Origin of the sequence: Streptomyces sp. KR80, from assembly GCF_052245555.1 — a bacterium.
GTDB lineage: Bacteria > Actinomycetota > Actinomycetes > Streptomycetales > Streptomycetaceae > Streptomyces.
This window is the reverse complement of sequence record NZ_JBQQCD010000026.1, coordinates 1-23,779: the sequence shown is the minus strand read 5'-3', so window position 1 is coordinate 23,779 and position 23,779 is coordinate 1. Positions and strand designations below refer to the sequence as shown.

Here is a 23,779-nt window from a genome sequence, read left to right as displayed (position 1 = left end):
CAGGCAACCTTCCGGCGCATGGCGGCCACTGACAGGCGTAGGCCCCCGCCCACGGAAGGAACACCCCCCATGCAGCCCCGGCGCCTCCGCTTGACGAAACGGGCCAAGATCTTTATCGCGACGTCGGCCGTGCTCGCGGCCACCGCCTCCGTCACCGTCGCCCAGGCCGGCGAGGACGCCAGGAAGTGCGGCGCCTTCGAGACGATCACGATGGGCAAGTACTACATCAACAACAACCTCTGGGGCCAGAACGACGGCACCGGTACCCAGTGCGTCTGGGACAACTCCCGCAACGGCAACACCATTTCATGGGGCACGGACTACAGCTGGACCAGCAAGCCCGGCGAGGAGAACTCCGTGAAGTCCTACTCGAGCTCCGTGCTCGGCTGGCACTGGGGGTGGAAGGTCGACAAGGCGTCCACCGAACTGCCTGTCCGCGTCGGAGACCGCAAGCCGATCAATACTCGCTGGGAGTTCTCCGTGAGCTCCAACCCGGGGACGATGAACGTCGCGTACGACCTCTGGCTGCACAACAAGAACAACGCTGACTGGCCGGACCAGCCGACCGACGAGCTCATGATCTGGCTCAACCGGCAGGGCGGCGCCGGACCCCTCGGCTCGAAGGTCGCGACCGTCAGCCTCGGCGGCGCCACGTGGGACCTCTACGAGGGCGACATCGGCTGGAAGGTGCATTCCTTCGTCCGCACCTCCAACACCACCAAGGCCACCTTGAACCTCGACGACTTCACCCACGAGCTGGTCCGCCGCAACTTGCTGAGCAATAGCAAGTACATCTCCGGCATCGAAGCGGGCACCGAGGTCTTCCGCGGCACCGGTCGGCTGGACACGAAGGCGTACTCCGTCGACGTCACCTGAGACCGCGGATCGGACCGGTCCGTACGGCGGGTGGACCGGTCCGATCCGTGCATCGAGGACTGGTGGCGTTCGCGGTCGACGACCCGGTCGACGTGCCCACGATCGACCGTGGCGGTGCTGGTGTCGGCAAGATCCAGTCGCTCAAAGGGAGGAGCATCATGACGTCGTCATCGTCGTTACGGGCCATCAGCGGAGTGTCGGCCCTCATGCTCGGCGTACTGCTCGCCGTGGTGGGGCTGGGCGGCAGCGCGTACGCGGACAGGCCGCTGGCCGACGAGCCGACCGGCTTCGCCGACGTCAACGCGCTCGGCCAGAACGGCACCACGGGCGGTGCCGGAGGTCCGACGGTCACGGCCACTACGTCCGAACAGTTCCTGGAGTACATCGACACCGTCGGCCCGCTGGTCATCCGGGTGCGAGGCACCATCAACATCACCAGCAAGCAAGGCGTACGCCCGAACAAGACGATCGTCGGGGAGGGCACGTCGGCCGTCATCAACGGCGGCGGGCTGGACTTCTACCGTTCGTACAACGTCATCGTCCGCAACATCAAGTTCACCGACGCCGAGGACGACGCGGTCAACGTCGGGCAGAACTCGCATCACATCTGGATCGACCACAACGAGTTCGTCTCCCCGGCCGACGGGGCGATCGACATCGTCCGGGGAGCCGAGTACGTGACTGTTTCGTGGAACTGGTTCAACCGTACGGACAAGACCATGCTGATCGGACACTCCGACGGCAACGCCGGCCAGGACACCGGCCACCTGAAGGTCACGATCCACCACAACTACTTCGACGGCTCACGGCAGCGGCACCCCCGGGTCCGGTTCGGCGAGCCGGTGCATGTGTTCAACAACTACTACCGAGGCAACGCGCTGTACGGCGTCGCGTCCACGATGAACGCGGGCGTGATGGTCGAGGGCAACTACGTCGAGAATGTGCCGCACCCCTGCTACTCGGCCAGTGGCTACGCCGACTCCGGCCCGGGCCGGCTGGTGCAGCGCAACAACATCTTCGTCGGCTCAGGACCGTGCGAGACGAACGGCAACGTCGCAGAACCGCGCGCCTACTACCCGTACTCGCTGGACCCGCCGGCCAACGTACCGGCGATCGTCCGCGGGGGCGCCGGCACGGGAAAGATCGGCACCTAGCGCTCCTGCTCCTCCGGTACGTACCTGATGTTCAACCCCGACCGCGGCTGCGACGGCCGCGGTGGCGAAACCGACATCAACTCCCCGCGGTCGCGGCTCACATCGCGCAGCGACGGCCGTTGAGCGCGAAGTCGCTGGGAGCGGAGTTGTACCTGTAGGGCGACTTGGCCAGGAAGCCCACCGTTATGGATTGGTTGGCGGCCACTTGGGTGTTGTAGTCGACCGGTCGGACGGTGACCGAGGGACCGTACTGCCAATAACGGCCGTTCCACATCTGGTAGATGTGCTGCATATCCGGGAAGAACCAGGTGAGCTGCCACCCGTTGAGGGGCCGGTTGTAGGTGATCACCACGTCAGCCTGGAAGCCGTCCTCCCACTGGTTGACGAGTTTGTAGCGGGCCGTGCAGGCGGGTGCGGGGGGCGTGGATGTCGGCTTGGGCCGGCGTGTAGTGCTGGTGGGACGGGGCCGCTCAGCGCCGGACGGCGGCTTGGCGGACCGGCTCTTGTCGGCGGACCTCGAGGGGGACACCTCTTCGACGGGAGCCAGAGTCTCGAATCCCACGTTCTCCTGGCTGCTGCTCACGGTCGGGGCTACGGGCGTGGCGACGTCGGACCCGGAGGACATGGGTATCAGCGTGATGAGGAAGGCCAGGAGCGCGGCGGCGGTGAGCAAGGCCCCGATCCAAGCCACCTTGGCCCATCCCGCACGGCCACGGGTGGCCCGCCGGTGCCTCGGTGCCGTCCGGTCGCCGTACGCGCTGTCGGCGGCGGCCTGGCGACGGCTTTCGAGGTAGGCGAGTCCGCCCCAGCCGAGGAGGCCGGTGGCCAGTGCGCCGGGCACCTCGCCTTCGTGCAGGGCGAGGCAGGCGGCGGCCTCCGAGCAGTCATCGCATTGCGGGAGATGCTGCCTGAGATCGGGGCACGAGGGCGAGCTTGGTGTGCGCGTGGCCACGTCCAGCAGCCTGATGTAGCCACGACATATCTCGTTCTCGACAGCGGCGGCATGGGCCCATAGGCAGCGCTGCCGGAACGCTTGGCGGACGCGGGAGATTTCGGCCTCGGCGAACGCCGGACCGCCGCTCAGGGTCTCGGCCACTGCCGCGACCGGCTGTGATTCCACCTCGACGTACCACAGCAGGGACCTGTCCGGGGTCGGCATGTCCTGAAAGGCCCGCAGGGCGAGCGGCCGCCGTCGTCGAGCCGTGGTGGGGCGCGCTGCCTCGGTGGCCAGCCGGATGCGCAGTTCCGGGTGGAGCCGGTCGCCATCTTCTCGGGCCTGCCAGGTGACTGCCGTGTCGTGTACGGCTCTGAGCAAGGTGGGGCGCCAGGCCAGCGGCAGGGTGCTTCCGGAGCGGAGCTCGCGGGCCTCCCGCAGGGCTCGGGCGCATGCTTCGGTGGCCAGACGGACACCGTCCGCGGTGGTGACGGTGCAGATGTCGGCGTAGCACAGGACCGCGTCCCAATGCTCTGTCATTACCGCGAACTCGGACGGTTCCCGGGCACTGTCCGAGGGGAACGGACGGTCGGACATAAAGCACGTCCCTCACTGAGAAGCAGCGGAGCTCCTGCCCGGGCGGTCACGGTCGGTGGTCATCGCGGCAGGTCGCATGGCAGAAAGGCCGTCGGCGCCGGTCGTCCGCCTCGGGCGAGGAAGGTCGTTGAATCTTGCATGACATTGGTCGCCCTTGGCAAGCACCTGGACGGCTTTCCCCGGCAGTCCGGCGCCGGCATGCGCGATCTCACCGCTCACTCCACGCCGTCGATCTGCAGCGTCTGCACCGATCTGGCCGCGAAGGGCACGCGGAGCTGCTTGCCGCTGAGGTAGGTGTCCTCGCGGCGGGTGTACAGATCGCCGCCACCCGAGGTGAGGGTGTTCCATCGCGGGACCAGCCCGCCGGCTCCCCCGGTGACGCGGCCGAAGCGGGAGAGGTCGAACGTCAGGGTTTGCGCCGCACCGGAGTTGACGGCGACGACCACCAGCCGTCGCTGGCCAGGGTCGTACGCCGCAACTGCGTATCCGGCCCCGGTGTCCAGGATGCGCATCCCCGGGCGGATGTGCCGGGTGAACTGGGCCAGTACGTAGTATTTGGTCTGGACGGCGCCGGGCCGCAGCGTGTCCGGGTCGTAGTGGATCAGCGCCCAGGCTGGCGAGGGATCCATGACCTGCCAGTAGCACCAGGCGGTCGGGTGCAGCCAGCGGAAGTCCAGGCAGAGGTTGCTCGCCATGGCGAGGCCGGTGCCGTCCTTGTCGCCGAACTCGGAGTTCCACAGGCGCTTGCGCGCGGTGGTGACGACGTCGTTGTACAGCAGGTCGCGGCGTCCGCTGGATCCCTGGTAGCCGTGCACGTTGACCTGGTTGACGAGCCCCTTTGTCGTCGAGCTGAACGTGTTCCAGGTGGTGCGGGCCAGGTCGTAACTGGTCTCGTCGGATGCGGAGATCCAGGTGCCGGTGAGGCCGCGTTTGTCGAGCTCGCTGCGCAGATGCGGCAGCACGGCCGCCTGGACGGACGCGTCCATGTGGCAGCCCTCCTGCTTTCCGGTGGCTGTCCACCAGTTGGATGACGGCTCGTTGAAGGGGTCCACGGTGGTGAAGTTCACGCCCCAGTGGTCCTTGGCGTAACGGGCCACCACCGCCAGGTGATAGGCGTGCCGCTGGTAGTTCCACGACTGGAGGTTGTTGCCGCCGTTCGCGGCGCCTGACGGGTTGTGGTTGAGGCACATCCACCACATCGGCGAGTTGGCGAACAGTTCGCTCATCGCGCCCCGCTGAGTTGCCTTGACTAGGGCCGCGCGCTGCTTCGCGTCGGCGGTCCAGTCCCAGGCCGCCGACATGGGATCCTCGTTGCGCCAGTCCTGCCAGAAGCCCTCGATCTGCTTGAAGCCGGGGATGTTGGGCGACTCGACCATCCGCTCGCCGTCCACGCTGTTCCAGCTGCATGCGCCGAGGTTGTATCGAGCGATGTTCAGCCCGAGGCCGGGCAGCGTACGGCCGCCGTACGCAACGGACTTGGTGGTGAAGAACGCGTCTGCGAAGTCGTCACGCTGCCCGAAGACGTTCGCCCACCAGGCGAGCGACGTGCCCCATCCCTCCCACTTCCCGTAGGTCGTACCGGGGTTGATTCCGACGGTCGCGTCGGCCCGGGCGGTGCCCGTCGCCGACGCACTGCCCAATAGACCGCCTGCGGCCGCGGTGAGCATCGTTCTGCGTCTGATCATGGTCTTCTTCTCCTGTCCATGTCACCAATGAAAGGATCGAAGCGCGCCAGAACGTTGTCCAGATCCATGACAGCGCTTTCTGTCAGCTGGCACACTGAGTCCTTCCCGCGCACGAGTCTGTGGTGACTGGCAGGTTCGCCCGCAGCTGACGCCAAAGTCGCCTAACGGACAAAAGCCTGCCAAGGTTGACGCCTTCCCAGAAAGGCACAGGTAATAGGCGTTGATTGCGGGAAGCACTGCGACTGGTCCCGTCCGAGCCGTTGCCGCACCCGTCGATCGACCTTACGGTGTGTGATGGCAAGCGCTTTCCCGAATCAATTCATCAGACCCGACTGACGGCGCCTGCCAGCCGCCCTCGACCCCGCGGTGACCAGTGGGCCGGGCGGACCTCCGTGTGGCCGCGTTGCGGCGGTACCGCAGGACTGATCGCGGTACCGCCGCAACGCCGGCCGACACCAGACAGGAGAGAGATTCACGGTGGAAGATCGAATGCTCGGCCGCACCGGCCGTCGGGTCGGCGTAGTAGGGCTGGGGGCCTGGCAGCTGGGCGCCGACTGGGGAGAGGTGGACGAGGATCAGGCCCTTGCGGTGCTGTCGGCAGCCGCCAACGCCGGCGTGACCTTCATCGACACCGCGGACGCGTACGGTGACGGGCGGAGCGAGCAGCTGATCGGCCGGTTCCTCAAGTCGCGGGCGGACGCGGGGATCACTGTGGCCACCAAGATGGGCCGGCGCGTCATGCCGCAGGATCCGGCGAGCTACACCCTGGACAACTTCCGGGCGTGGACCGACCGGTCCCGGGCCAATCTGGGCGTGGACACCTTGGACCTGGTGCAGCTGCACTGCCCGCCCAGCGTGGTGTACTCCACGGACGCGGTGTTCGACGCGCTCGACACCCTTGTGGAGGAAGGACGCATCGCGGCGTACGGGGTGAGTGTGGAGACCCGGGCCGAGGCGCTGACTGCGATCGCGCGTCCCGGCGTCGCCAGCGTCCAGCTCATCCTGAACATGGTGCGGCTCGGGCCCCTCGACGAGGTACTGCCGGCGGCCCGGGAGGCGGGCGTGGGCATCATCGCGCGAGTACCGCTGGCCAGCGGCCTGCTGTCCGGCCGCTATGACGAGAACACCACCTTCGCCGCCGACGACCACCGCACGTACAACCGGCACGGGGAGGCCTTCAACATCGGCGAGACCTTCTCCGGCGTGGACTTCACCACAGGCCTGGAAGCGGTACGCCGGCTGGCTCCCCTGGTACCACCCGGCGTCACCATGGCCCAGTTCGCCCTGCGCTGGATCATCGACCAGCCCGGCGTGAGCGTGGTCATCCCGGGCGCACGAAACCCCGAACAAGCACGCGGTAATGCAGCCGCCGCGGACCTGCCGCCGTTGTCTGACGACGCGCAGCGCGCGGTACGTGAGGTCTACGACGAACTGATCGCGCCTCAGGTGGCCCACCGATGGTGAGCGATGACGCCGTCACCGAGCGCCATCTCGCCTGGCAAGAGCGGGCGGTCCTGGAGAGTGCCTCTGTCCCGACGACGCGCCCGCCGACGAACACCCCGGCGTGGTGAGCCGGGTTTCGTCCGGCTGACATCTGCCCATGGCCACTGCACGGCCACCGCGACGACGACACGTCGTCGACATACCGCATCACGATAGAGGTGAACTCATGTCAGAAACCGACCACCCTCTGACGCCTCCGACAGATCGGCACAGCACGCAGTCGCTGCCACAGCACAGGCGAGGCAGACGCCGTCTCCGTCGCCTTGCCGGGATCGTGGCCTTCTCCTTGGCTGCTACCGCGGCCACGCTTGTCAGCTGGCCTCAGGAGAAAGCCAAGGCGGCACCGGCCTATGCCGGGTATCTCTTCGTCTACTTCACAGGCGAGGGGTACTCGAATGGTGAGCAGGTCTACTACGCGCTGAGCAAGGGCAATGATCCCCTGCACTGGACGGAACTCAACGGCGGCAAGCCGGTGCTCGCGTCCACCGTGGGCAAAAAGGGCGCGCGTGACCCATTCATCATCCGGTCTCCGAAAGGCGACAAGTTCTACTTGCTTGCCACCGACCAGCGCCAGTACGGCAGCGGTGACTGGGACACCCCGCAGCGCAAGGGCAGTAAGAGCATCGTGGTGTGGGAGTCCACCGACCTGGTGAAGTGGACCAACCAGCACCTGTCGAAGGTCGCGCCGGACACCGCCGGCAACGCCTGGGCGCCGGAGGCGACCTACGACGAGAGCCTCGGAAAGTACGTCGTCTACTGGGCCTCGAAGATCTACGCCGCGAACGACCCCGACCACACGGGCAACACGTACAACCGCATGCTGTACGCCACCACCAGCGACTTCACGACGTTCAGCGCGGCCAAGACGTGGTACAACCCGGGCCACTCGGTCATCGACTCCACGATGATCAAGCACAACGGCCACTACTACCGGTTCACGAAGGACGAGCGCGACGGGGGTACGTGCGGCAAATTCATCACCGCGGACAAGTCGGCCTGGGTCCTGAACACCAGGTACACCTTCATCGCCGACTGCATCGGCAGGGGCTCGATCAGCCGAGGTGAGGGGCCGTTGGTGTTCAAGTCGAACACCCAGAACAAGTGGTACCAGTTCATCGACGAGTACGGCGGCCGCGGCTACATACCCTTCGAGACCACTGACCTCAACTCCGGCAAGTGGACCCGGTCGTCCAACTACGCCCTGCCCGGCCGACCCCGCCACGGCACGGTCCTGCCGGTCACCCAGGCCGAGTACGACCGGCTGAAGAAGCAGTACGGCTGACAGCCGCACTCAATGCCTCGGGAACGGTGCACGAGATCCCGTCCGATCTGGCTGATCGGACGGGATCTTGGCGTTTCCGGGAGCTGCACCCGGCAGGATGAATGTTTCGAATGATGCCATTCAACCCATCGAAACATTGACAGTGCAGCAGCCGGTTCCTACATTAGCCCCGCATCAATGCGGCGTGAACACCACGGGAATTGGCGCACGTAGACCCTCCAATTTTCGAAATCTCGAACATGGTAAGCCCGAACGCGCTGAAATCCCGAACGTCGATATACCGAACGTCGATATCCCGAACGTCGAGGCGCGCGACCGTCTTCGAAAGTTTTGCAGCGCATCACGGGGCCGTCCGATGACCCCAGAACGCTTAATCCCCCAACAAAAATGATCAGTTGCGGTCAGGGGCGCATACGGCCCGGACCATCGGTAGGAGACCCGACCCATGCCACTGCTCGAAGCCAGACCCAGGAGCGCGATCCGCCTGCTCCTGGCACTGATGACCCTTCTGGTCGCGGCCGTACCGCTCGGCATCGGCCGATCCTCCGGTGCGGAGCCCGCTCCGGCCGCAAAGCCGCCGAAGACCGTCTCGCGGTATCTGTTCACCGCGTTCACCAACAGCAGCGAGAGCAACATGTACGTCTACGGCTCCGACGACGCCCAGAACTTCTGGTCCGTCCAGGACCAGGCGTACACCCCGCCGGCCGGCCTGGTCCGCGACCCCAGCGTCATCAAGCGCGGCGGCCGCTACTACGTCGCGTACACCACCGGCTGGACCGGCAAGACCTTCGGCATCGCCACCAGCAAGGACCGCCGGAAGTGGACGCATGTCGCCGACATCGACCACGGGGTGGCGGCCAACAACACCTGGGCCCCGGAGTTCTTCACCGACTCTCCGGACGGCAAGGTCCGCATCGTCGTCTCGCTCTCCACCGGGCCGACCTCCTACCGGCACTTCCAGCCCTACATCCTGACCGCGCTCGACGACACGCTCACCAAGTGGAGCAAGCCCAAACCGCTCCGGGGCATCCACCCCAGCGCGACCGACTACAACGGCTACATCGACACGTACATCGTGCGCAGGGGTGCGACCTACCACGCCTTCACCAAGAACGCGACGGGCGAGGTCATCGAGCACGCCGTCGCCGACCGCGTCACCGGCCCGTACACCTTCAAGGGAAAAGGTGACTGGGCCGGCTGGGGAGACCTGCTCGAAGGCCAGACCATCGTCCGGCTGCCGAACGGCGGCTACCGCATGTTCATGGACGGCTACACCGTCAAGAAGTACTACTACAGCGACAGTACGGACCTGGAGCACTGGACGCCGAAGAAGGAGCTCCCCGCCCTGTCCGGCGTCGTGCGCCACGGCACGGTCATCCAGGAGACCGCGACCGTGCTGCCCAAGGACAACAACCCCGCGCTGCCGGGCTACCACGCCGACCCCGATGTGATGTACGCCAAGGGCAGGTACTGGATCTACCCCACCGAGGACGGCCACCCGGGCTGGAGCGGCACTCGCTTCAAGAGCTTCTCCTCGCCAAACCTGGTGAAATGGACCGCGCACGGCACAGCCCTCGACCTCGCCGACCTCTCCTGGTGTCACCAGAACGCCTGGGCCCCGGCGGTCGTCAAGAAGGGCCGCACGTACTGGATGTACTTCAGCGCCTGCCAGTCCATCGGCGTCGCCAAGTCCTCTAGCCCCAAGGGCCCCTTCGTGGACGCCCTCGGCAAGCCGCTTGTCGCCAAGGGCGAATTCGGCCACCAGTCCATCGACCCGGACGTCTTCATCGACGACGACGGCACTCCATACCTCTACTTCGGCCAGGGCGGCTTCGAGGCCGCGCGTTTGGGCCACGACATGGTGTCCTTCGCCACCCAGCCCGTGAAGATCACTCCCCCCGGCTACAACGAAGCGCCGACCGTCTTCAAGCGCAAGGGCCGCTACTACGCGATGTGGTCCGAGGATGACACCCGCAGTCCGAATTACCGTGTGACGTACGGAGTCTCGAACTCTCCGCTCGGCCCGTTCACGAAAGCCGCGACCAACCCCGTCCTCAGCAAGGACGAGAGCGACCAGATCCTCGGCACCGGGCACAACTCGGTGATCCAGGTACCGGGACGGGACAAGTGGTACATCGTCTACCACCGCTTCGCGCGCCCTGGCGGCGACGGCACCCACCGCGAGGTCGCCATCGACCGGATGCGGTTCAACGACGACGGCACCATCCGCGTGATCAAACCCACCCAGCGTGGCATCAACCCGGTGAAGGGAACCACCTCATGAGCCACAGTGGAGAGCGAGAGCCCAGTCGCAGACTGATGCTGAAGGGAGCCGCCCTGACCCTGGGGGTGGCGGCAGGAGCGAGGGGCCTGGCCGCCCACGGCGCCGTACCCGAGAAGCGGGTCGATGCCGCGAAGGCCGCCCCGTACCTCAATCCTCTCGTACGCAAGCGCGCCGACCCGCACATTCACCGGCACACCGACGGCTTCTACTACTTCACCGCCACCGCGCCCGAGTACGACCGGATCATCCTGCGCCGCTCCAGGACCCTGCGCGGGCTGGCCAAAGCCCAGGAGTCGGTGATCTGGAAGAAGCACACCAGCGGCGACACGGGTGCCCACATCTGGGCCCCGGAGATCCACCACATCGACGGCAAGTGGTACATCTACTTCGCCGCCGGCCGGACTGACGACGTCTGGAAGATCCGGATGTGGGTCCTGGAAAACGCGAGCGCCAACCCCTTCCAGGGAACGTGGACCGAGAAGGGGCGGATCACCACCGCCTGGGACACGTTCTCGCTGGACGCCACCACGTTCGTCCACTGCGGCACCCGCTATCTCGCCTGGGCGCAGCACGAGCCCGGGATGGACAACAACACGGGCATCTTCCTCTCGAAGATGGCCAACCCGTGGACCCTGACCGGGCCGCAGGTACGTCTGTCGACACCCGAATACGACTGGGAGTGCATCGGCTACAAGGTCAACGAAGGCGCCTCGGTCATCCAGCGGGGCGGCCGGGTCTTCATGACGTACTCCGCGAGCGCCACCGACCACAACTACTGCATGGGCCTGCTGACCGCCGACGCGGACAGCGACCTGATGAAGGCGGCGTCCTGGAAGAAGTCCCCCGTCCCGGTCTTCACCAGCAACGACACCACCAAGCAGTACGGTCCCGGCCACAACTCCTTCACCGTCGCCGAGGACGGCCGCACCGACGTCCTCGTCTACCACGCGCGCCAGTACAAGGAGATCACCGGCGACCCGCTGAACGACCCGAACCGGCACACCCGCATCCAGCCCCTGCGCTGGAAGGCGGACGGCACTCCCGATTTCGGGATACCCGTCGCCGACACACGGGCGGACGGTGTCGCGGCCGTCACGCGCTACACGATGACCGCGTTCACCAACACCAGCGAATCCAACATGTACGTGTACGAGTCGGCCGACGCGACGACGTACAAGCTGCTGAAAGGCCCGGCTTACACGCCTCCGAGCGGACTCATCCGGGACCCCAGCATCCTCAAGCACACCGACGGCTACTACTACATCGTCTACACGACGAACTGGACCGGGAACACCATCGGCTTCGCGCGCAGCCGCGACCGCGTCAACTGGACCTTCGTGCGCAACCACACCATCCCGATGGCGGGCCTGGACCGTACCTGGGCGCCCGAGTGGTTCGTGGACGAGGACGGCAGCGTCAACGTCATCGTCTCGCTCACCACCAACGACCTGACGGACTTCGCCCCCCACCTGCTGCGGGCGACCAAGGCCGACCTGTCCACGTGGGCGCCGCCCGTCGTGCTGCGGGGCATCCACAACTCCAACTACATCGACACCTTCGTCGTCAGGGACGGCGGGATGTACCACGCCTTCTGCAAGCAGGAGACGACGAAATACATCGAGTACGCGACCGCGCCCGCGCTCACCGGCCCGTACACCTTCAAGGGGACCGGGGACTGGGCCGGCTTCGGCAGCTGGAACGAGGGACAGGCGCTGGTGCGCCTCGACGACGGCGGCTGGCGGATCTACTTCGACGCCTACCGCGACGGAAAGTACTACTACTGCGACAGCCGCGACGGCTTCAAGACCTGGACCCCGAGGCGTCAGCTGCCCGACCTGTCTGGATTCGCCCGCCACTTCACCGTACTGAAGGAGCGGTTGCCGTGAGGCACCGACGGCTACGAGCCCTGGTGGCGACCCTCTGCATCGGTCTGGCCGGCGTCCTGCTGCCGGCCGGGCCGACCCAGGCCGCACCCGTGGCAGTCACCAACGGCACCCAGTTCACCGACACTTCGGGCGGCCCAGTCCACGCGCACGGCGGCGGGATCATCAAAGTCGGCGCGTACTACTACTGGTTCGGCGAGAACCGCAACGCCGACAACACCTTCCGCTACGTCTCGGCCTACCGCTCAAAGGATCTGAAGAACTGGGAATTCCGCCATCACGTCCTCACCCAGGCCACCCACCCCGAGCTCGCCCTCGCCAACATCGAGCGGCCGAAGGTCATCTACAACCAGCAGACCAAGCAGTTCGTGATGTGGATGCACAAGGAGAACGGCAGGGACTACGGTGAGGCCCGAGCCGCGGTCGCCACCTCACCGACCGTCGACGGTGATTACGCCTGGAAGGGCAGTTTCCGTCCGCTGGGCCATATGTCCCGTGACATCACGCTCTTCCAGGACTCCAATGGCACCGGCTACATGATCTCGGCGGCGCGGGAGAACTACGACCTGCACATCTACCGGCTGACCGATGACTACCTCGGCGCCCGGAGCCTGGTGGGGAATCCGTGGCCGAGCGGCCACCGAGAGGCGCCCGCGCTGTTCAAGCGGGGAAACGTCTACTTCATGCTCACCTCCGGCGCCACCAACTGGAACCCCAACCAGCAGAAGTACGCCACCGCCGCCAGCCTCCAAGGCCCGTGGAGCGCCATGCGGAACGTCGGCGACGCCACCGCGTACGGGTCGCAGACCGCATACGTCCTGCCGGTGCAGGGCGGGCGGGAGACCTCGTACCTGTATATGGGCGACCGGTGGGGCAACTCCTTCGGCAAGACGGTCAACGACTCGCGCTATGTGTGGCTGCCGCTGAAGTTCCCGACCGCCACATCCATGACCATGGACTGGTATCCGGAGCTGACGATCGACACCGAGGCCGGCACGGTGGGCGGACGCGGAGGCCCGTACGAATCCCTGACCGCACGGCACAGCTCCAAGTGCGCCGATGTCCCGGACCAGTCCCTCCACCCGGCTGTCGCCGTCGTGCAGTACACCTGCAACGGCGGCGGCAACCAGAAGTTCTGGTTCAAGGACGTCGGCGGCGGTCACGTCCAGCTGATGGCCAGGCACAGCTCCTTGTGCCTCGGGGTGCGCGGCGCCGCCACGGCGGACGGCGCGGTCGTCGAACAGCAGACCTGTGGCAGTGGCACCCACCAGCAGTGGCAGGTCCAGGACGCGGGCAGCGGCTACGTCCGGCTGCTCGCCCGGCACAGCGGAAAATGTCTTGACGTGCTGGACGAGTCCACGGCCAACATGGCGGCGATCGCCCAGTGGAGCTGTACGGGCGGCAGCAATGAACAGTGGAAACGCATCGCCTGATCTTCCCTGATGCCGGGCGGGCCGACGTGGGCCCGCTCGGCATCACCCCGAACCTGATGAGCAAGGACGACGCATGCCTTATCTCGCCGCGGGCGACCGCTACCGCACCATGCAGTACCAACGCTGCGGCCGCAGCGGAGTGCTCCTGCCCAAGGTCTCCCTCGGCCTCTGGCACAACTTCGGTGACACCAGTCCCCTGGAGACGCAGCGCGCGGTGCTGCGCCGCGCCTTCGACCTCGGCGTCACGCACTTCGACCTGGCCAACAACTACGGACCGCCCTACGGCAGTGCGGAGGCCAACTTCGGCACGCTCTTCGCGCAGGACTTCCGCCCGTACCGCGACGAGCTGTTCATCGCGACCAAGGCCGGGTACGACATGTGGCCTGGCCCGTACGGTGAAGGAGGCTCCCGCAAGTACCTCCTGGCCAGTCTCGACCAGTCGCTGACCCGCATGGGCCTCGACTACGTGGACGTCTTCTACTCCCACCGCCCCGACCCGGACACCCCGATCGAGGAGACGATGGGGGCGCTGGACACCGCGGTGCGCCAGGGCAAGGCCCTCTATGCGGGCCTTTCCAACTACAGTCCCGAGCAGATGACCCGGGCGTCCCAGGTCCTGAAGGAGCTCGGCACCCCACTGCTCATCAACCAGCACCCGTACTCCATACTCAACCGCGGCATCGAAGGCGGGCTCCTGGCCGCATCCGCCGAAGCGGGCGCAGGAGTCATCGCCTTCTCCCCGCTCGCGCAGGGACAGCTCACCGACCGCTACCTGGACGGCGTCCCGGCCGACTCCCGGATGGCCATCGGCCACTTCCTCAAACGCGACGCGCTCACCGAGGAGAAGCTCGCCTTCCTGCATGCGCTCGACAAACTCGCCCAGGGGCGCGGCCAGACTCTCGCCCAATTGGCACTGTCCTGGGTGCTGCGTGACCCGCGCGTCACCTCCGTCCTGATCGGCGCAAGCAGCGTCGCCCAGCTCGAACAGAACATCGCGGTGCTCGACTCACCGGTCGTCACGGAGGCCGATGTGGCCGAGATCGACCGGCTCTCGGCCGATATCGGGGTGTGCTGATCCGGTGACCTCACACCACCCCTTCGCACTACCCGAGGAGGACCGGCGCACCAGCCCCTACACCGGCTGGACCCGCGCCCACTGGGAGACGGCGGCCGACCGGCTGGTCGCCGCCGTCGCCCCCTACGCCACTCCTCGCCGGGCGCTCTACCACCTGCCCGGCGGCCGGACCAGCTGGTCGGGCCGTCGCTCGGACGGGCTCGAGGGCTATGCCCGTACGTTCCTGCTCGCCGCCTTCCGGGTCGCGGGCGCCCGCGGGGCCGACCCGGCCGGGCTGATGGAGCGCTACGGGGACGGACTCGCCGCCGGCACCCTGGCGCCCGGCGGCGAGGGGACGGAAGACTGGCCGCCGATCCAGGACCGCAGCCAGCCCCTGGTCGAGGCCGCGTCCATCGCGCTGGGGCTGCGGCTCACCCGGCCGTGGCTCTGGGACCGGCTGGACGACGGCGTACGGGACCGGGCCGCGGGCTGGCTGGCGGACGCGCTGACCGCGGAGGCCTGGCCCTGCAACTGGGAGCTGTTCGCCGTCACCGTCGGTGGCTTCCTGGCCGAGGCGGGGTACGAGACCGCTGCCGCGCGGGCGGCGGTCGTCCGCGGCCTCGAGCGGATCGAACCCTGGTACGTGGGCGACGGCTGGTACACCGACGGGCCGGGCCGCGCCTTCGACAACTACAACGGCTGGGCCATGCACCTGTATCCGGTGCTCGAAGCCTGGCTGTCCGGCGACGAGAAACTCCTCGACCGTTACGGTGGGCGGCTGGCGGTCCATCTCGCCGACTACGCACGGCTGTTCGGCGGCGACGGGGCCCCCATGCACCAGGGCCGTTCGCTCACCTACCGGATGGCCACCACCGCCCCGCTCTGGCTCGGCGCCCTGACCGAGCACACCCCGCTCACCCCTGGCACCACCCGCAGGCTCGCCTCCGGCGCGCTGCGCTATTTCCTGGACCGGGGCGCGGTGGATGACCGCAGCGGGCTGCTCAGCCTGGGCTGGCACGGGCCGTACGAAGGCGTACTGCAGGGCTATTCGGGGCCGGCCTCGCCGTACTGGGCGAGCAAGGCCTTTCTGGGCCTGCTGCTCCCCGCGGAACACCCGGTGTGGACCGCCGCCGAGGAACCGGGACCCGCGGAGCGCGGCGATGCCGTGACCGCCCTACGGGCGCCGAACTGGCTGATCCAGTCCACGGCCGCCGACGGTCTCGTACGCCTGCACAACCACGGCAGCGAGGACTCCCGGTATGACCCCTACTACACTCGGCTCGCCTACTCCACGACCACCGGTCCGGTGCCGCTGGGTGCCCCGCCGGACAATCACTTCGGTCTGGTCGAGGATGAACGGGTCTCGCTGCGCGAGGAGTTGCGGCCCCTGGGCGCCGGCGACGACTGGGCCGCATCCTGGCACCGCCCGCGCCTGCCCGGAGAAGGCGACCAGGGGGGCCCGGCGGGCGAAGCACTCATCACCGGCCTCGTACTGGCGCACGGCGCGGCCGAGATCCGCGCCCATCTGGTGACGGGCGCCGCATCCGGGACGAGGGTCCGCCAGACCGGCTGGGCTGTGGACCCGGCCGACTCCTCTTCCCCACGGTCGGAACTCCTGGCGCTGCACGGGCTCTCGCCCGCCGCGGACCTGCCGGCCACCCACACGGCGTTCACCCGGCGGGCCACGGTCCCTGCCCTCTCCGGTGAAACGACGGGTGATGTGGACGGCGACCTCTTCGTCTGCGTCGCCCGGCTGACCGCCGAACCGGACCCGCTGCCGCTGCAGGCCGCGGTGACCGTGGGCGTGGCACGGGTTCGCGGTGCGTACGAGCTGACCGCCACCTGGGCCGACGGTACGGTCCACCGTGTCCGCCTCACCCGACCGGACCCGGGATCAGGGCTTGGCGCTCACCTTGTTGTCCTGGACGTCCTGGGTCAGGATGCGCGACTACGGCCCACGTAGACGTCGCGCGTGCGGTAGTAGGTGGCACCATCCGGTCCCGGGGAGCCCGACGAGCCCTCCATCTGGAGGTTGACGATGAGCCGCAGTGGCTTGCCGACCCAGCCGGCCGCCCGGTGGACCGCCTTCCACGCGTCGTCGAGGTAGTAGTGGATGTCCACGTCCCTGTCGTTCACCTTGGTGAGCCAGGCGCGGTAACGGTGCGAGCTGCCCGGTGAGGGGAAACCGGGACGATGGTGGTCGACAGGTCCGAGGCCGTCCGGAAGGTGCTGAACCAGTTGTTGGTGTTGCCCTTGAACTCCAGGGTGTCGTGCGCACTCCGGCGGCCAGCTGTTGACCCCGGTAAGCCAGAACGCGGGCCAGGTCCCCCGGGTGCTCGGCGCCTGGAACTCGCCTTTCACCTCGTATTGCGGGAACTGGTTGGTCACCACGATCTGATTCTTGGCGTGTACCGCGCCGGAGTGGTAGCGGATCGGCAGGTACGGAGGGGAGCTGCTGTTGCCCTCGTCCCAGGAGATCCGCGTCGTCTGCAGGGTGAGTACTCCTTGGTTGAGGGAGATGTGGTTGTGGTCGCTCGGGCTGCCGTACATCGGGCGGTGCCGTTGTGGTCCGAGCCCCAGGGATACCGATAGTTCCATTCCGCCTCGAAGGCTCGGTAACTCCCAAAGGAGTCCTTGATGACATCCTCCCAGGCCGCATGCTGCGCGGCAGGTGCCGGGCGTGGCCTGCCGGCCATGGCCGTCGCCGCCGTGAGGGCCGCGGCAACGGTGAGGAATCGTTCAAGGCTCAATGTTTCGTTCCTCCGAGGATGCCCCGGCCTTCAGGCCGGGGTGGGGGTACCTCCCGCTTGCGGGGGCGAATCGGACTCCTGCGGAGCAGGACAGGGGAAGACCAATCGCCGTCAGGGGCGATGCGTCGTCCACCTGCCGTGGTGGTGAGGCAGTCCACCAAGATCAAGTTACTCTCAACTGTCGTACTTCCCAGGTAATTTGAGGATCATGACGACGGCAGCAAAGACGAGCGAGGATGCCGGGCACGCCCGGTACACCTACCGTGTGCGCGTGTCGTCTACCGCCCGCGCCGCGTTGGGTTCGGAGTGGGACCGGTGCCGGTGGATTTGGAATGAGTGCGTCGCCAAGTCCAAGGAGATGTACGCGCACAACAAGGCCACGGGCGAGAAGCGAACGTGTGGTCCGGCGCGGCTGGACAAGATGCTGACCGAGGCCCGCGCTCGTACGCCGTGGCTGTGCGAGGGGTCCAGCGTTCCGCAGCAGCAACTGATACCGGACTTCGGTAAGTCGCGGGCGAAGGCGCAGAAGGACATCAAGGACCGGTTGCCGATGCGGCAGCGGGCCGGGATGCCCAGGTGGAAGAAGAAGCGCGAGGCCCGGCCGACGCTGAACTACACCAAGCGTGGCTTCCGGCTGAAGGACGGCCGTCTGCACTTGGCCGGCGGGATCGTCCTGACCGTGGTGTGGTCGCGGGACCTTCCCGCCGACCCGTCCAGCGTCCGCGTCTACCAAGACAGTCTTGGCCACTGGTACGTCAGCTTCGTTGTCCCCGCACAGACCGAGCCGCTGCCCGCCACGGGCGCGGTGATCGGCGTGGACTGGGGTGTGCAGGAGACTGCGACCACCACCAGTGACGACCACGACCTGCCGCACGCCGAGCTCGGAAAGAAGGCCGCCGAGCGGCTGGCGCACTATCAGCGGATGATGGCCCGCCGGCGCGCTCCGAAGGGCAAGGCCCAGTCTCGGGGTTACCGAAAGGCCCAGGCGCAGGCCGCGAAGCTGCACAAGAAGACCGCCTGGCAGCGGCAGGACACCGCCCGCAAGTGGGCCAAGAAGGTCGTGACCGACCATGACGCGATCGCGGTCGAGGACTTCCGGCCGAAGTTCCTCGCCAAGACCACCATGGCCCGCAAGGCCGCTGACGCGGCTATCAGCGCCAACAAGGCTGCCCTTGTCGAGATGGGCCGCAAGCACGGGCGGGACGTCCGCGTCGTGCATCCCGCGCACACCACGATGGACTGTGCGCAGTGCGGAGCGAGAACCAAGCACGCACTACCTCTCTCAGAACGAACGTATGCCTGCACCGTGTGCGGAGCCGTATCCCCCAGGGATAAGAACTCCGCCCGCGTGATGCTGGTCCGGGCTGGTCTGGCCCCGGCTAGTGCTGATCGCAGAAGACCTCCCGAGGCGCTGCCTCGGGAGGCAGCGTGAGCTAGGAATCCCCGCTCAGCCCGGAAGGAGAGAATCCCCTCCCTTCAGGGAGGGGAGCAGTCAATGTTGGTCTCACGTTCAACGTCTCCGTCTATGGTTCGCGCTCATGACGAGCCATCACCATGACCACGATGAAGCGTCCGTCGACTCCCTTCCCCCGGCCCTGGATCTGTCCGTGGCCGACACGGAATTGACGCCCGCGCAAATGTCCCGCAGGTCCATGCTGCGCCGCGCGGGGCTGCTCGGCGCCGGCCTCGCCGGGGCGAGCGTGCTGAGCGGCGGTGCCGTGCCCGCCGCGGCCGCGTCCCCGGGCCGTACCGGCAGGAGAGGCGGCTTCCTGTGGCTGGCCGGCGACCACCACATTCACACCCAGTACAGCAACGACGGCAAGTACCGCGTCACCGACCAGGTCCGCCAGGGCGCACGGCACGGCCTCGACTGGATGGTCATCACCGACCACGGCAACGAGACCCACGCCAAGATCGGCGTCGAGAAGGTCAACCCGGACATCAAGGAGGCCCGGACCGCGTATGAGGACACCCTCGTCTTCCAGGGCCTGGAGTGGAATATCCCTGCCGCCGAGCACGGCACCGTCTTCGTGCACCCCGGCAGGAACGAGGTCGCCGTCCTCAAGGAGTTCGAGACCTCGTACGACGGCAGAGTGAAGAAGGCCGGGGACTCGACGCTCGCGAACGAGGCGCTCGCCATCGCGGGCCTCAACTTCCTTGCGGAGCAGGTCCAGCGGCGCCGCGTCAAGGACATCCTGATGCTCGCCAACCACCCCGCGCGCAAGGGCATCGACTCGCCGCACGAGATCCGCGCCTGGCGCGACGCGACGTCCGCGGGCCACCGGATCGCGGTCGGCATGGAGGGCGCGCCCGGCCACCAGGCCGCCGGCATCGAGAAGTCGGTCGGCATGGGCCGTGCCCGCGGCCTCTACGACGGCAGCCCGGATGCCAACTCCTTCCCCGGCTATCCGCTGGAGAGCTACCGCACATGGGGCGGCTTCGACTGGATGACCGCCACTATCGGCGGCCTGTGGGACAGCCTCCTCGCCGAGGGCAAGCCCTGGTGGATCACCGCTAACTCCGACTCGCACAACGTGTACACGGACACCGTGAAGCGCGGCGGCCCCGACAGTGACTACCTCGCCAACGGCAAGCACACCGACCCCGTCTACGGCGGAAAGATCGACCTCACCGAGGGCGACTACTGGCCCGGCCAGTACAGCCGCACCCATGTCGGCGCCGCCGGCTTCTCGTACACCGCCGTCATGGACGGCATACGCGCCGGACGCGTCTGGGTCGACCACGGGCAGCTCCTCAGCGGCCTCGACGTCCGCCTCGTGGGCGGCGGCCGCTGGGCCACGCTCGGCGGCGCGCTGCACGTCAGGAAGGGCACGAAGGTGACGCTGACGGTCGACGTCGCGCTCGCGGGTGGTCCCAATTGGGCCGGATTCATACCGCAGTTGGCCCGCATCGATATCATCCAGGGCGATGTCACGGGCACGGCGGCCGACAAGGACACCTTCACCGCACCGACCGCCAAGGTGGTCCGGTCGTACGACGTGCACAAGTCCACCGGCACGGTCCGTCTCACGTACGCCCTCGGCGCGGTCGACCGCCCGCTGTACGTCCGCCTGCGCGGCACCGACGGCAACCGCTCCGCAACCGGCCTCATGGGCGCGGCAGTCGACCCGTCCGGCCCGGCCATCGACGTCGTCGGCGACGCGGACCCGTGGAACGACCTGTGGTTCTACTCCAACCCCGTGTGGGTCCTGCCCTCGTGAGCCCGTACGTCATCGTTGTCGATGCCGACGTACGCGACCTGCGCACGGCCGACCACCTGCTGCTGGCCCTAGCAGCCGAACTCGCACTCCCCGAGGGCGTCTTCGGCTGCACACACCTGGTGCGCGGGCAGCGGCCGCGGGTCGTACTGTCGTTCACGGGGACGTCCGCGGAGGCTGTGGAGCGGCTCACGGCTAAGGGGTACGAGGTGACGGCCGGCACACCCGACGAGGTGGGCCGGGCTGTCCTCTACCCGGGTGTCAGTGAACTCACCGGCACGGTCACCGTCGGGCAACTCCTCTCGGGCTCCGCGATCGACCTCGTCACCGTCCTGGGTGCGCCAGGCGAACCCCCGCCGGACCAGCGGATCATGACGAGGGACCACGTGCGCCCGGAATGGCGCGCCGGAGAACTGGTGCTGACCGCCATGCCGGCCGCGGACGGCCTCCTGGTCCCCTTCGAGGTACCGGACCCGACGCCGTGCTGCGCGGACCACTGAGCCACCGGTAATGCGGTGGTCTGCCGCTCATGCCGCGGGCTTCCGGGTCAGTCTGATCAGCCACACGGTCGCCAGGAGCGAGGCCCCTGACAGCACGGTCAGCAGCCACGGCACCGCGTGGATGCCGGACGCCTCGATGCCCACGCCCAGCAGCGGCGGAGCCGCCACCCCACCGATCATCGACGCGGCGATCACCCAGGCGCCGGCCCGCTTGGCCTGCGGCAGACCCCGGTTCAGCCAGGACAGCCCGGTCGGGAAGACCGGCGCGATGAACAGACCCACACCCGCGTACGCCCACGGGGCCGCCCCGGGGATCAGCGCGAGCAGCAGGCACGCCGTCATCCCGGCCGCGCAGACCGTGAGGATGCGCTCGGGCGAGTACCGCAGCGTGATCGGCACGACGAGGAAGCGGCCGACGGTCATCATCAGCCAGTACACAGAGGTGGCGGAGGCCGCGACCGTCGCGCTGAAGCCGACGGTCTCCAGATGCGTGGGCTCCCAGCCGCCGACGCCCGCCTCGACGGCGACGTTGAGGATGTAGAGGGCGAGGAAGCCGATCAGTACGCGCGAGAGGAGGCCACCGCCACCGCCACCGTCATCGGCAGCGGGCTTGTCCTCGGATGTCACGGGTGCCTCGCTGCGTATGCCGCCCGTGCACAGGATCAGCGCCCCGGACAGCACGGCACACGCCCCGAAGGCGTACACGTACCCCACCCCGGCGATGAGCGCCGGGCCGAGCACCGCCCCGATCCCGAATTGCGCGTTCAGCACATTCAGCATCGCCGTCGACCGGTCGCCGAAGCCGACCGCGAAGAGCTGGTTGAGGCCGTAGTCGATACCGCCGAAGCCCAGGCCGCCGAGGAAGGCCGCGGCGAGGGCGAGCGGCCAGTCCGGGGCGAACGCGAAGCCCGCGCCGCCTGCCGCCATCAGGGCGTAGCTCGCCGCGAGCAGCGCCCTGTTGCTGATCCGGGAGTGGATCGCGTTGAAGGCAAGGACGCCCGCGACGCCGCCCGTGAAGTGCAGACTGAGGCCGAGTCCGGCCGACGAGGGTGAGAGCCCGAACTCCTCGCGGAGGGCGGGAACAGCGGGCCCGTACAGGGCCTGCAGCGCCCCGATGAGAACGAAACCGACGCATGACGCGACCGTGGCCGGGCGGCTGAACAACGCCTGCCGCCCGGCCACGGACTGCGCGACCCGCTCACGGGTCTGGGTCAACTGCTCACCAAGGGCGAGAAGGTGAGGGAGAACTCGGCGGGTGCGACATCCAACCGGTGCTGGGGAAGCACGCCGGGCCCGCAGGACTGGGAGCCGATGCCGTGCTGTCCGTGGTCGAGGTTGACCCAGACGGTGTCGGACGGCTCGAGGTCCGGGGTGTGCTCCGCCGCGTCGAGCTGCTCGCTGGTCCAGCGGCGGGCGCTGAACCAGAAGGGAGGCTCGCCCTCGATCCGGATGCCCTCGTTCCCGTCCGACAGCTGCGCCCAGCGGACGTCCGCCCGGGCGCCGTTCTCCTGTGGGCGGACATACGGGGCCTGCATCTCGTCCACCTCCATCTGCCAGCGCGCGAGCATCGAGGCGGCCCGGGTGTCGGGGTACGCCTCACCGGGACCGCCGCCGAACCACGTGGCGTAGTCATACGAAGCGGGCACGCCGAAGCGGATGCCGAGCCGGGGCAGCGGGCAGCTCCACTCGCCTTCGGGCGTGACCGAGACGGTCAGGCGCAGCCGGTCCGGGACCGCGGTCCAGCGGTAGGTGGTGAGCAGCGCCAGATCGGTGGCGGCGGGGGCCACCCTGGTCCGTACGACCAGGGCATCGTCCTCCAACAGCACGTCATCGAGGCGGTGTCGCATTCTGTGCAGGCCCAGTTTCCGCCAGATCAGCCCGTACCGCTCATCGGGCTGCCAGGGCGCGCCATTGTCGTTGTCGGTCGGGGCGCGCCACACATCGAGGCGAAGTCCGGTGACCGGGACGGCCCCGAGGTGGGCGAGCGCGCCGGTGGCCGTGTCGAAGGCGGCCGGGCCGAGGGTGATGAGCTCGCTTCCCGGGTGCGGTGCGGCACCGGTCGCGGCGGGGCGGGTCGGTCGGGACACAGTGGATAGCTGACCCCAGGCGACCGTGTGGCCCTTCCTAGCCCAGGTGGTGTCCTCGGCGAGTACGGCCCGCACCGTCCACTGGGTCTCACCGGCCGCCGGGTCGGTGACCGGCGGAGCGGGGAGCTTGAGGTCGGCGGATTCGCCAGGGGGCAGGGCGGGCACGGACAGCGGCCCCGCCTCGACGGTTTCCCCGTCGACGTCGTAGGACCACTCGAAGGCGAGATGGGCCAGGTCGGCGAAGTCGTAGCCGTTGGTGATCCGTACGGTGCCGGAGCTGCCGTCGTCCTCGATCCGGACGGGCTCGATGACCTTCTTGTACTCGATCAGGCCGGGGGAGGGGGTGCGGTCGGGGAAGAGGAGGCCGTCGCAGACGAAGTTGCCGTCGTGGAGCTCCTCGCCGAAGTCACCGCCGTACGCGAACCACGGCTCACCGTCACCCGTGTGGCGGGCGATGCCGTGGTCGATCCACTCCCAGACGAAACCGCCCTGGCAGCGCTCGTACGTCGTGAACAGGCGCTGGTATTCGCTCAGGCCGC

17 protein-coding genes and 2 pseudogenes are annotated in these 23,779 nt (G+C 67.9%); 14 read left to right on the top strand and 5 right to left on the bottom strand.

The genetic code is table 11. The features are described from left to right. Positions 1-69 precede the first annotated feature (69 nt). Complete coding sequence (locus ACTWQI_RS26710; protein WP_443274307.1) at positions 70-876, top strand: GH12 family glycosyl hydrolase domain-containing protein; 807 nt, start codon at positions 70-72, stop codon at positions 874-876. Between the two features lie 47 nt (positions 877-923). After that, positions 924-2,030, top strand: a complete 1,107-nt coding sequence (locus ACTWQI_RS26705) for a pectate lyase family protein (RefSeq protein WP_443274306.1) — start codon at positions 924-926, stop codon at positions 2,028-2,030. Positions 2,031-2,127: 97 nt separating this feature from the next. On the opposite strand, the gene ACTWQI_RS26700 is transcribed toward ACTWQI_RS26705, so the two are convergent. Next, positions 2,128-3,504: a cellulose binding domain-containing protein gene (locus ACTWQI_RS26700; RefSeq protein ID WP_443274305.1), complete on the bottom strand. Its 1,377-nt coding sequence runs from the start codon at positions 3,502-3,504 to the stop codon at positions 2,128-2,130. Between the two features lie 272 nt (positions 3,505-3,776). Then, positions 3,777-5,246, bottom strand: coding sequence for a glycoside hydrolase (locus ACTWQI_RS26695; protein WP_443274304.1), 1,470 nt, complete (start codon positions 5,244-5,246; stop codon positions 3,777-3,779). Positions 5,247-5,735: 489 nt separating this feature from the next. Between ACTWQI_RS26695 and ACTWQI_RS26690 the strand changes: the two genes are divergently transcribed. The 9 genes and pseudogenes from ACTWQI_RS26690 (at position 5,736) to ACTWQI_RS26650 (ending at position 16,648) form a co-directional block, all read left to right on the top strand. Next, positions 5,736-6,710: an aldo/keto reductase gene (locus tag ACTWQI_RS26690; RefSeq protein WP_443274350.1), complete on the top strand. Its 975-nt coding sequence runs from the start codon at positions 5,736-5,738 to the stop codon at positions 6,708-6,710. A gap of 205 nt (positions 6,711-6,915) precedes the next feature. Then, positions 6,916-8,025: pseudogene (locus tag ACTWQI_RS26685) on the top strand (glycoside hydrolase family 43 protein); the annotation flags it as partial. 103 nt (positions 8,026-8,128) lie between these two features. Then, positions 8,129-8,422: a hypothetical protein gene (locus tag ACTWQI_RS26680; RefSeq protein ID WP_443274303.1), complete on the top strand. Its 294-nt coding sequence runs from the start codon at positions 8,129-8,131 to the stop codon at positions 8,420-8,422. Between the two features lie 54 nt (positions 8,423-8,476). Then, positions 8,477-10,315: a family 43 glycosylhydrolase gene (locus tag ACTWQI_RS26675; RefSeq protein ID WP_443274302.1), complete on the top strand. Its 1,839-nt coding sequence runs from the start codon at positions 8,477-8,479 to the stop codon at positions 10,313-10,315. Next, positions 10,312-11,391, top strand: a pseudogene (locus ACTWQI_RS26670) (glycoside hydrolase family 43 protein); the annotation flags it as partial. The gene ACTWQI_RS26675 and the pseudogene ACTWQI_RS26670, both read left to right, overlap by 4 nt. 30 nt (positions 11,392-11,421) lie before the next feature. Then, positions 11,422-12,201: a glycoside hydrolase family 43 protein gene (locus ACTWQI_RS26665; protein ID WP_443274349.1), complete on the top strand. Its 780-nt coding sequence runs from the start codon at positions 11,422-11,424 to the stop codon at positions 12,199-12,201. After that, positions 12,198-13,631 (top strand): RICIN domain-containing protein, encoded by a 1,434-nt coding sequence (locus ACTWQI_RS26660; RefSeq protein WP_443274301.1) that lies wholly within the window; start codon positions 12,198-12,200, stop codon positions 13,629-13,631. Before ACTWQI_RS26665 ends, ACTWQI_RS26660 begins: the two co-directional genes overlap by 4 nt. Before the next feature lie 73 nt (positions 13,632-13,704). Next, positions 13,705-14,706: an L-glyceraldehyde 3-phosphate reductase gene (mgrA, locus tag ACTWQI_RS26655; RefSeq protein ID WP_443274300.1), complete on the top strand. Its 1,002-nt coding sequence runs from the start codon at positions 13,705-13,707 to the stop codon at positions 14,704-14,706. Between the two features lie 4 nt (positions 14,707-14,710). After that, entirely contained in the window at positions 14,711-16,648 is a 1,938-nt protein-coding gene (locus tag ACTWQI_RS26650) for a DUF2264 domain-containing protein (protein WP_443274299.1), read from the top strand. Here the strand turns inward: ACTWQI_RS26650 and ACTWQI_RS26645 are convergent. Beyond that, positions 16,621-17,283, bottom strand: coding sequence for a glycoside hydrolase (locus tag ACTWQI_RS26645; protein ID WP_443274298.1), 663 nt, complete (start codon positions 17,281-17,283; stop codon positions 16,621-16,623). The two genes, ACTWQI_RS26650 and ACTWQI_RS26645, sit on opposite strands and share 28 nt — an antisense overlap. Positions 17,284-17,643: 360 nt before the next feature. Between ACTWQI_RS26645 and ACTWQI_RS26640 the strand changes: the two genes are divergently transcribed. The 3 genes from ACTWQI_RS26640 to ACTWQI_RS26630 all read left to right on the top strand — a co-directional run bounded on the left by ACTWQI_RS26640 (position 17,644) and on the right by ACTWQI_RS26630 (position 21,153). Then, entirely contained in the window at positions 17,644-18,867 is a 1,224-nt protein-coding gene (locus ACTWQI_RS26640) for an RNA-guided endonuclease InsQ/TnpB family protein (RefSeq protein ID WP_443274297.1), read from the top strand. A 106-nt stretch (positions 18,868-18,973) separates the two neighbouring features. Next, positions 18,974-20,656, top strand: a complete 1,683-nt coding sequence (locus tag ACTWQI_RS26635; RefSeq protein ID WP_443274296.1) for a PHP domain-containing protein — start codon at positions 18,974-18,976, stop codon at positions 20,654-20,656. Continuing rightward, complete coding sequence (locus tag ACTWQI_RS26630; RefSeq protein ID WP_443274295.1) at positions 20,653-21,153, top strand: hypothetical protein; 501 nt, start codon at positions 20,653-20,655, stop codon at positions 21,151-21,153. The genes ACTWQI_RS26635 and ACTWQI_RS26630 overlap by 4 nt, the downstream gene beginning before the upstream one ends. 27 nt (positions 21,154-21,180) lie before the next feature. Here ACTWQI_RS26630 and ACTWQI_RS26625 read toward each other — a convergent pair whose 3' ends face one another. Both ACTWQI_RS26625 and ACTWQI_RS26620 read right to left on the bottom strand, forming a co-directional pair. Further along, entirely contained in the window at positions 21,181-22,368 is a 1,188-nt protein-coding gene (locus ACTWQI_RS26625) for an MFS transporter (RefSeq protein WP_443274294.1), read from the bottom strand. Next, a partial coding sequence (locus tag ACTWQI_RS26620; RefSeq protein ID WP_443274293.1) for a beta-galactosidase domain 4-containing protein occupies positions 22,365-23,779 on the bottom strand: 1,415 nt, incomplete at its 5' end. The genes ACTWQI_RS26625 and ACTWQI_RS26620, both read right to left, overlap by 4 nt.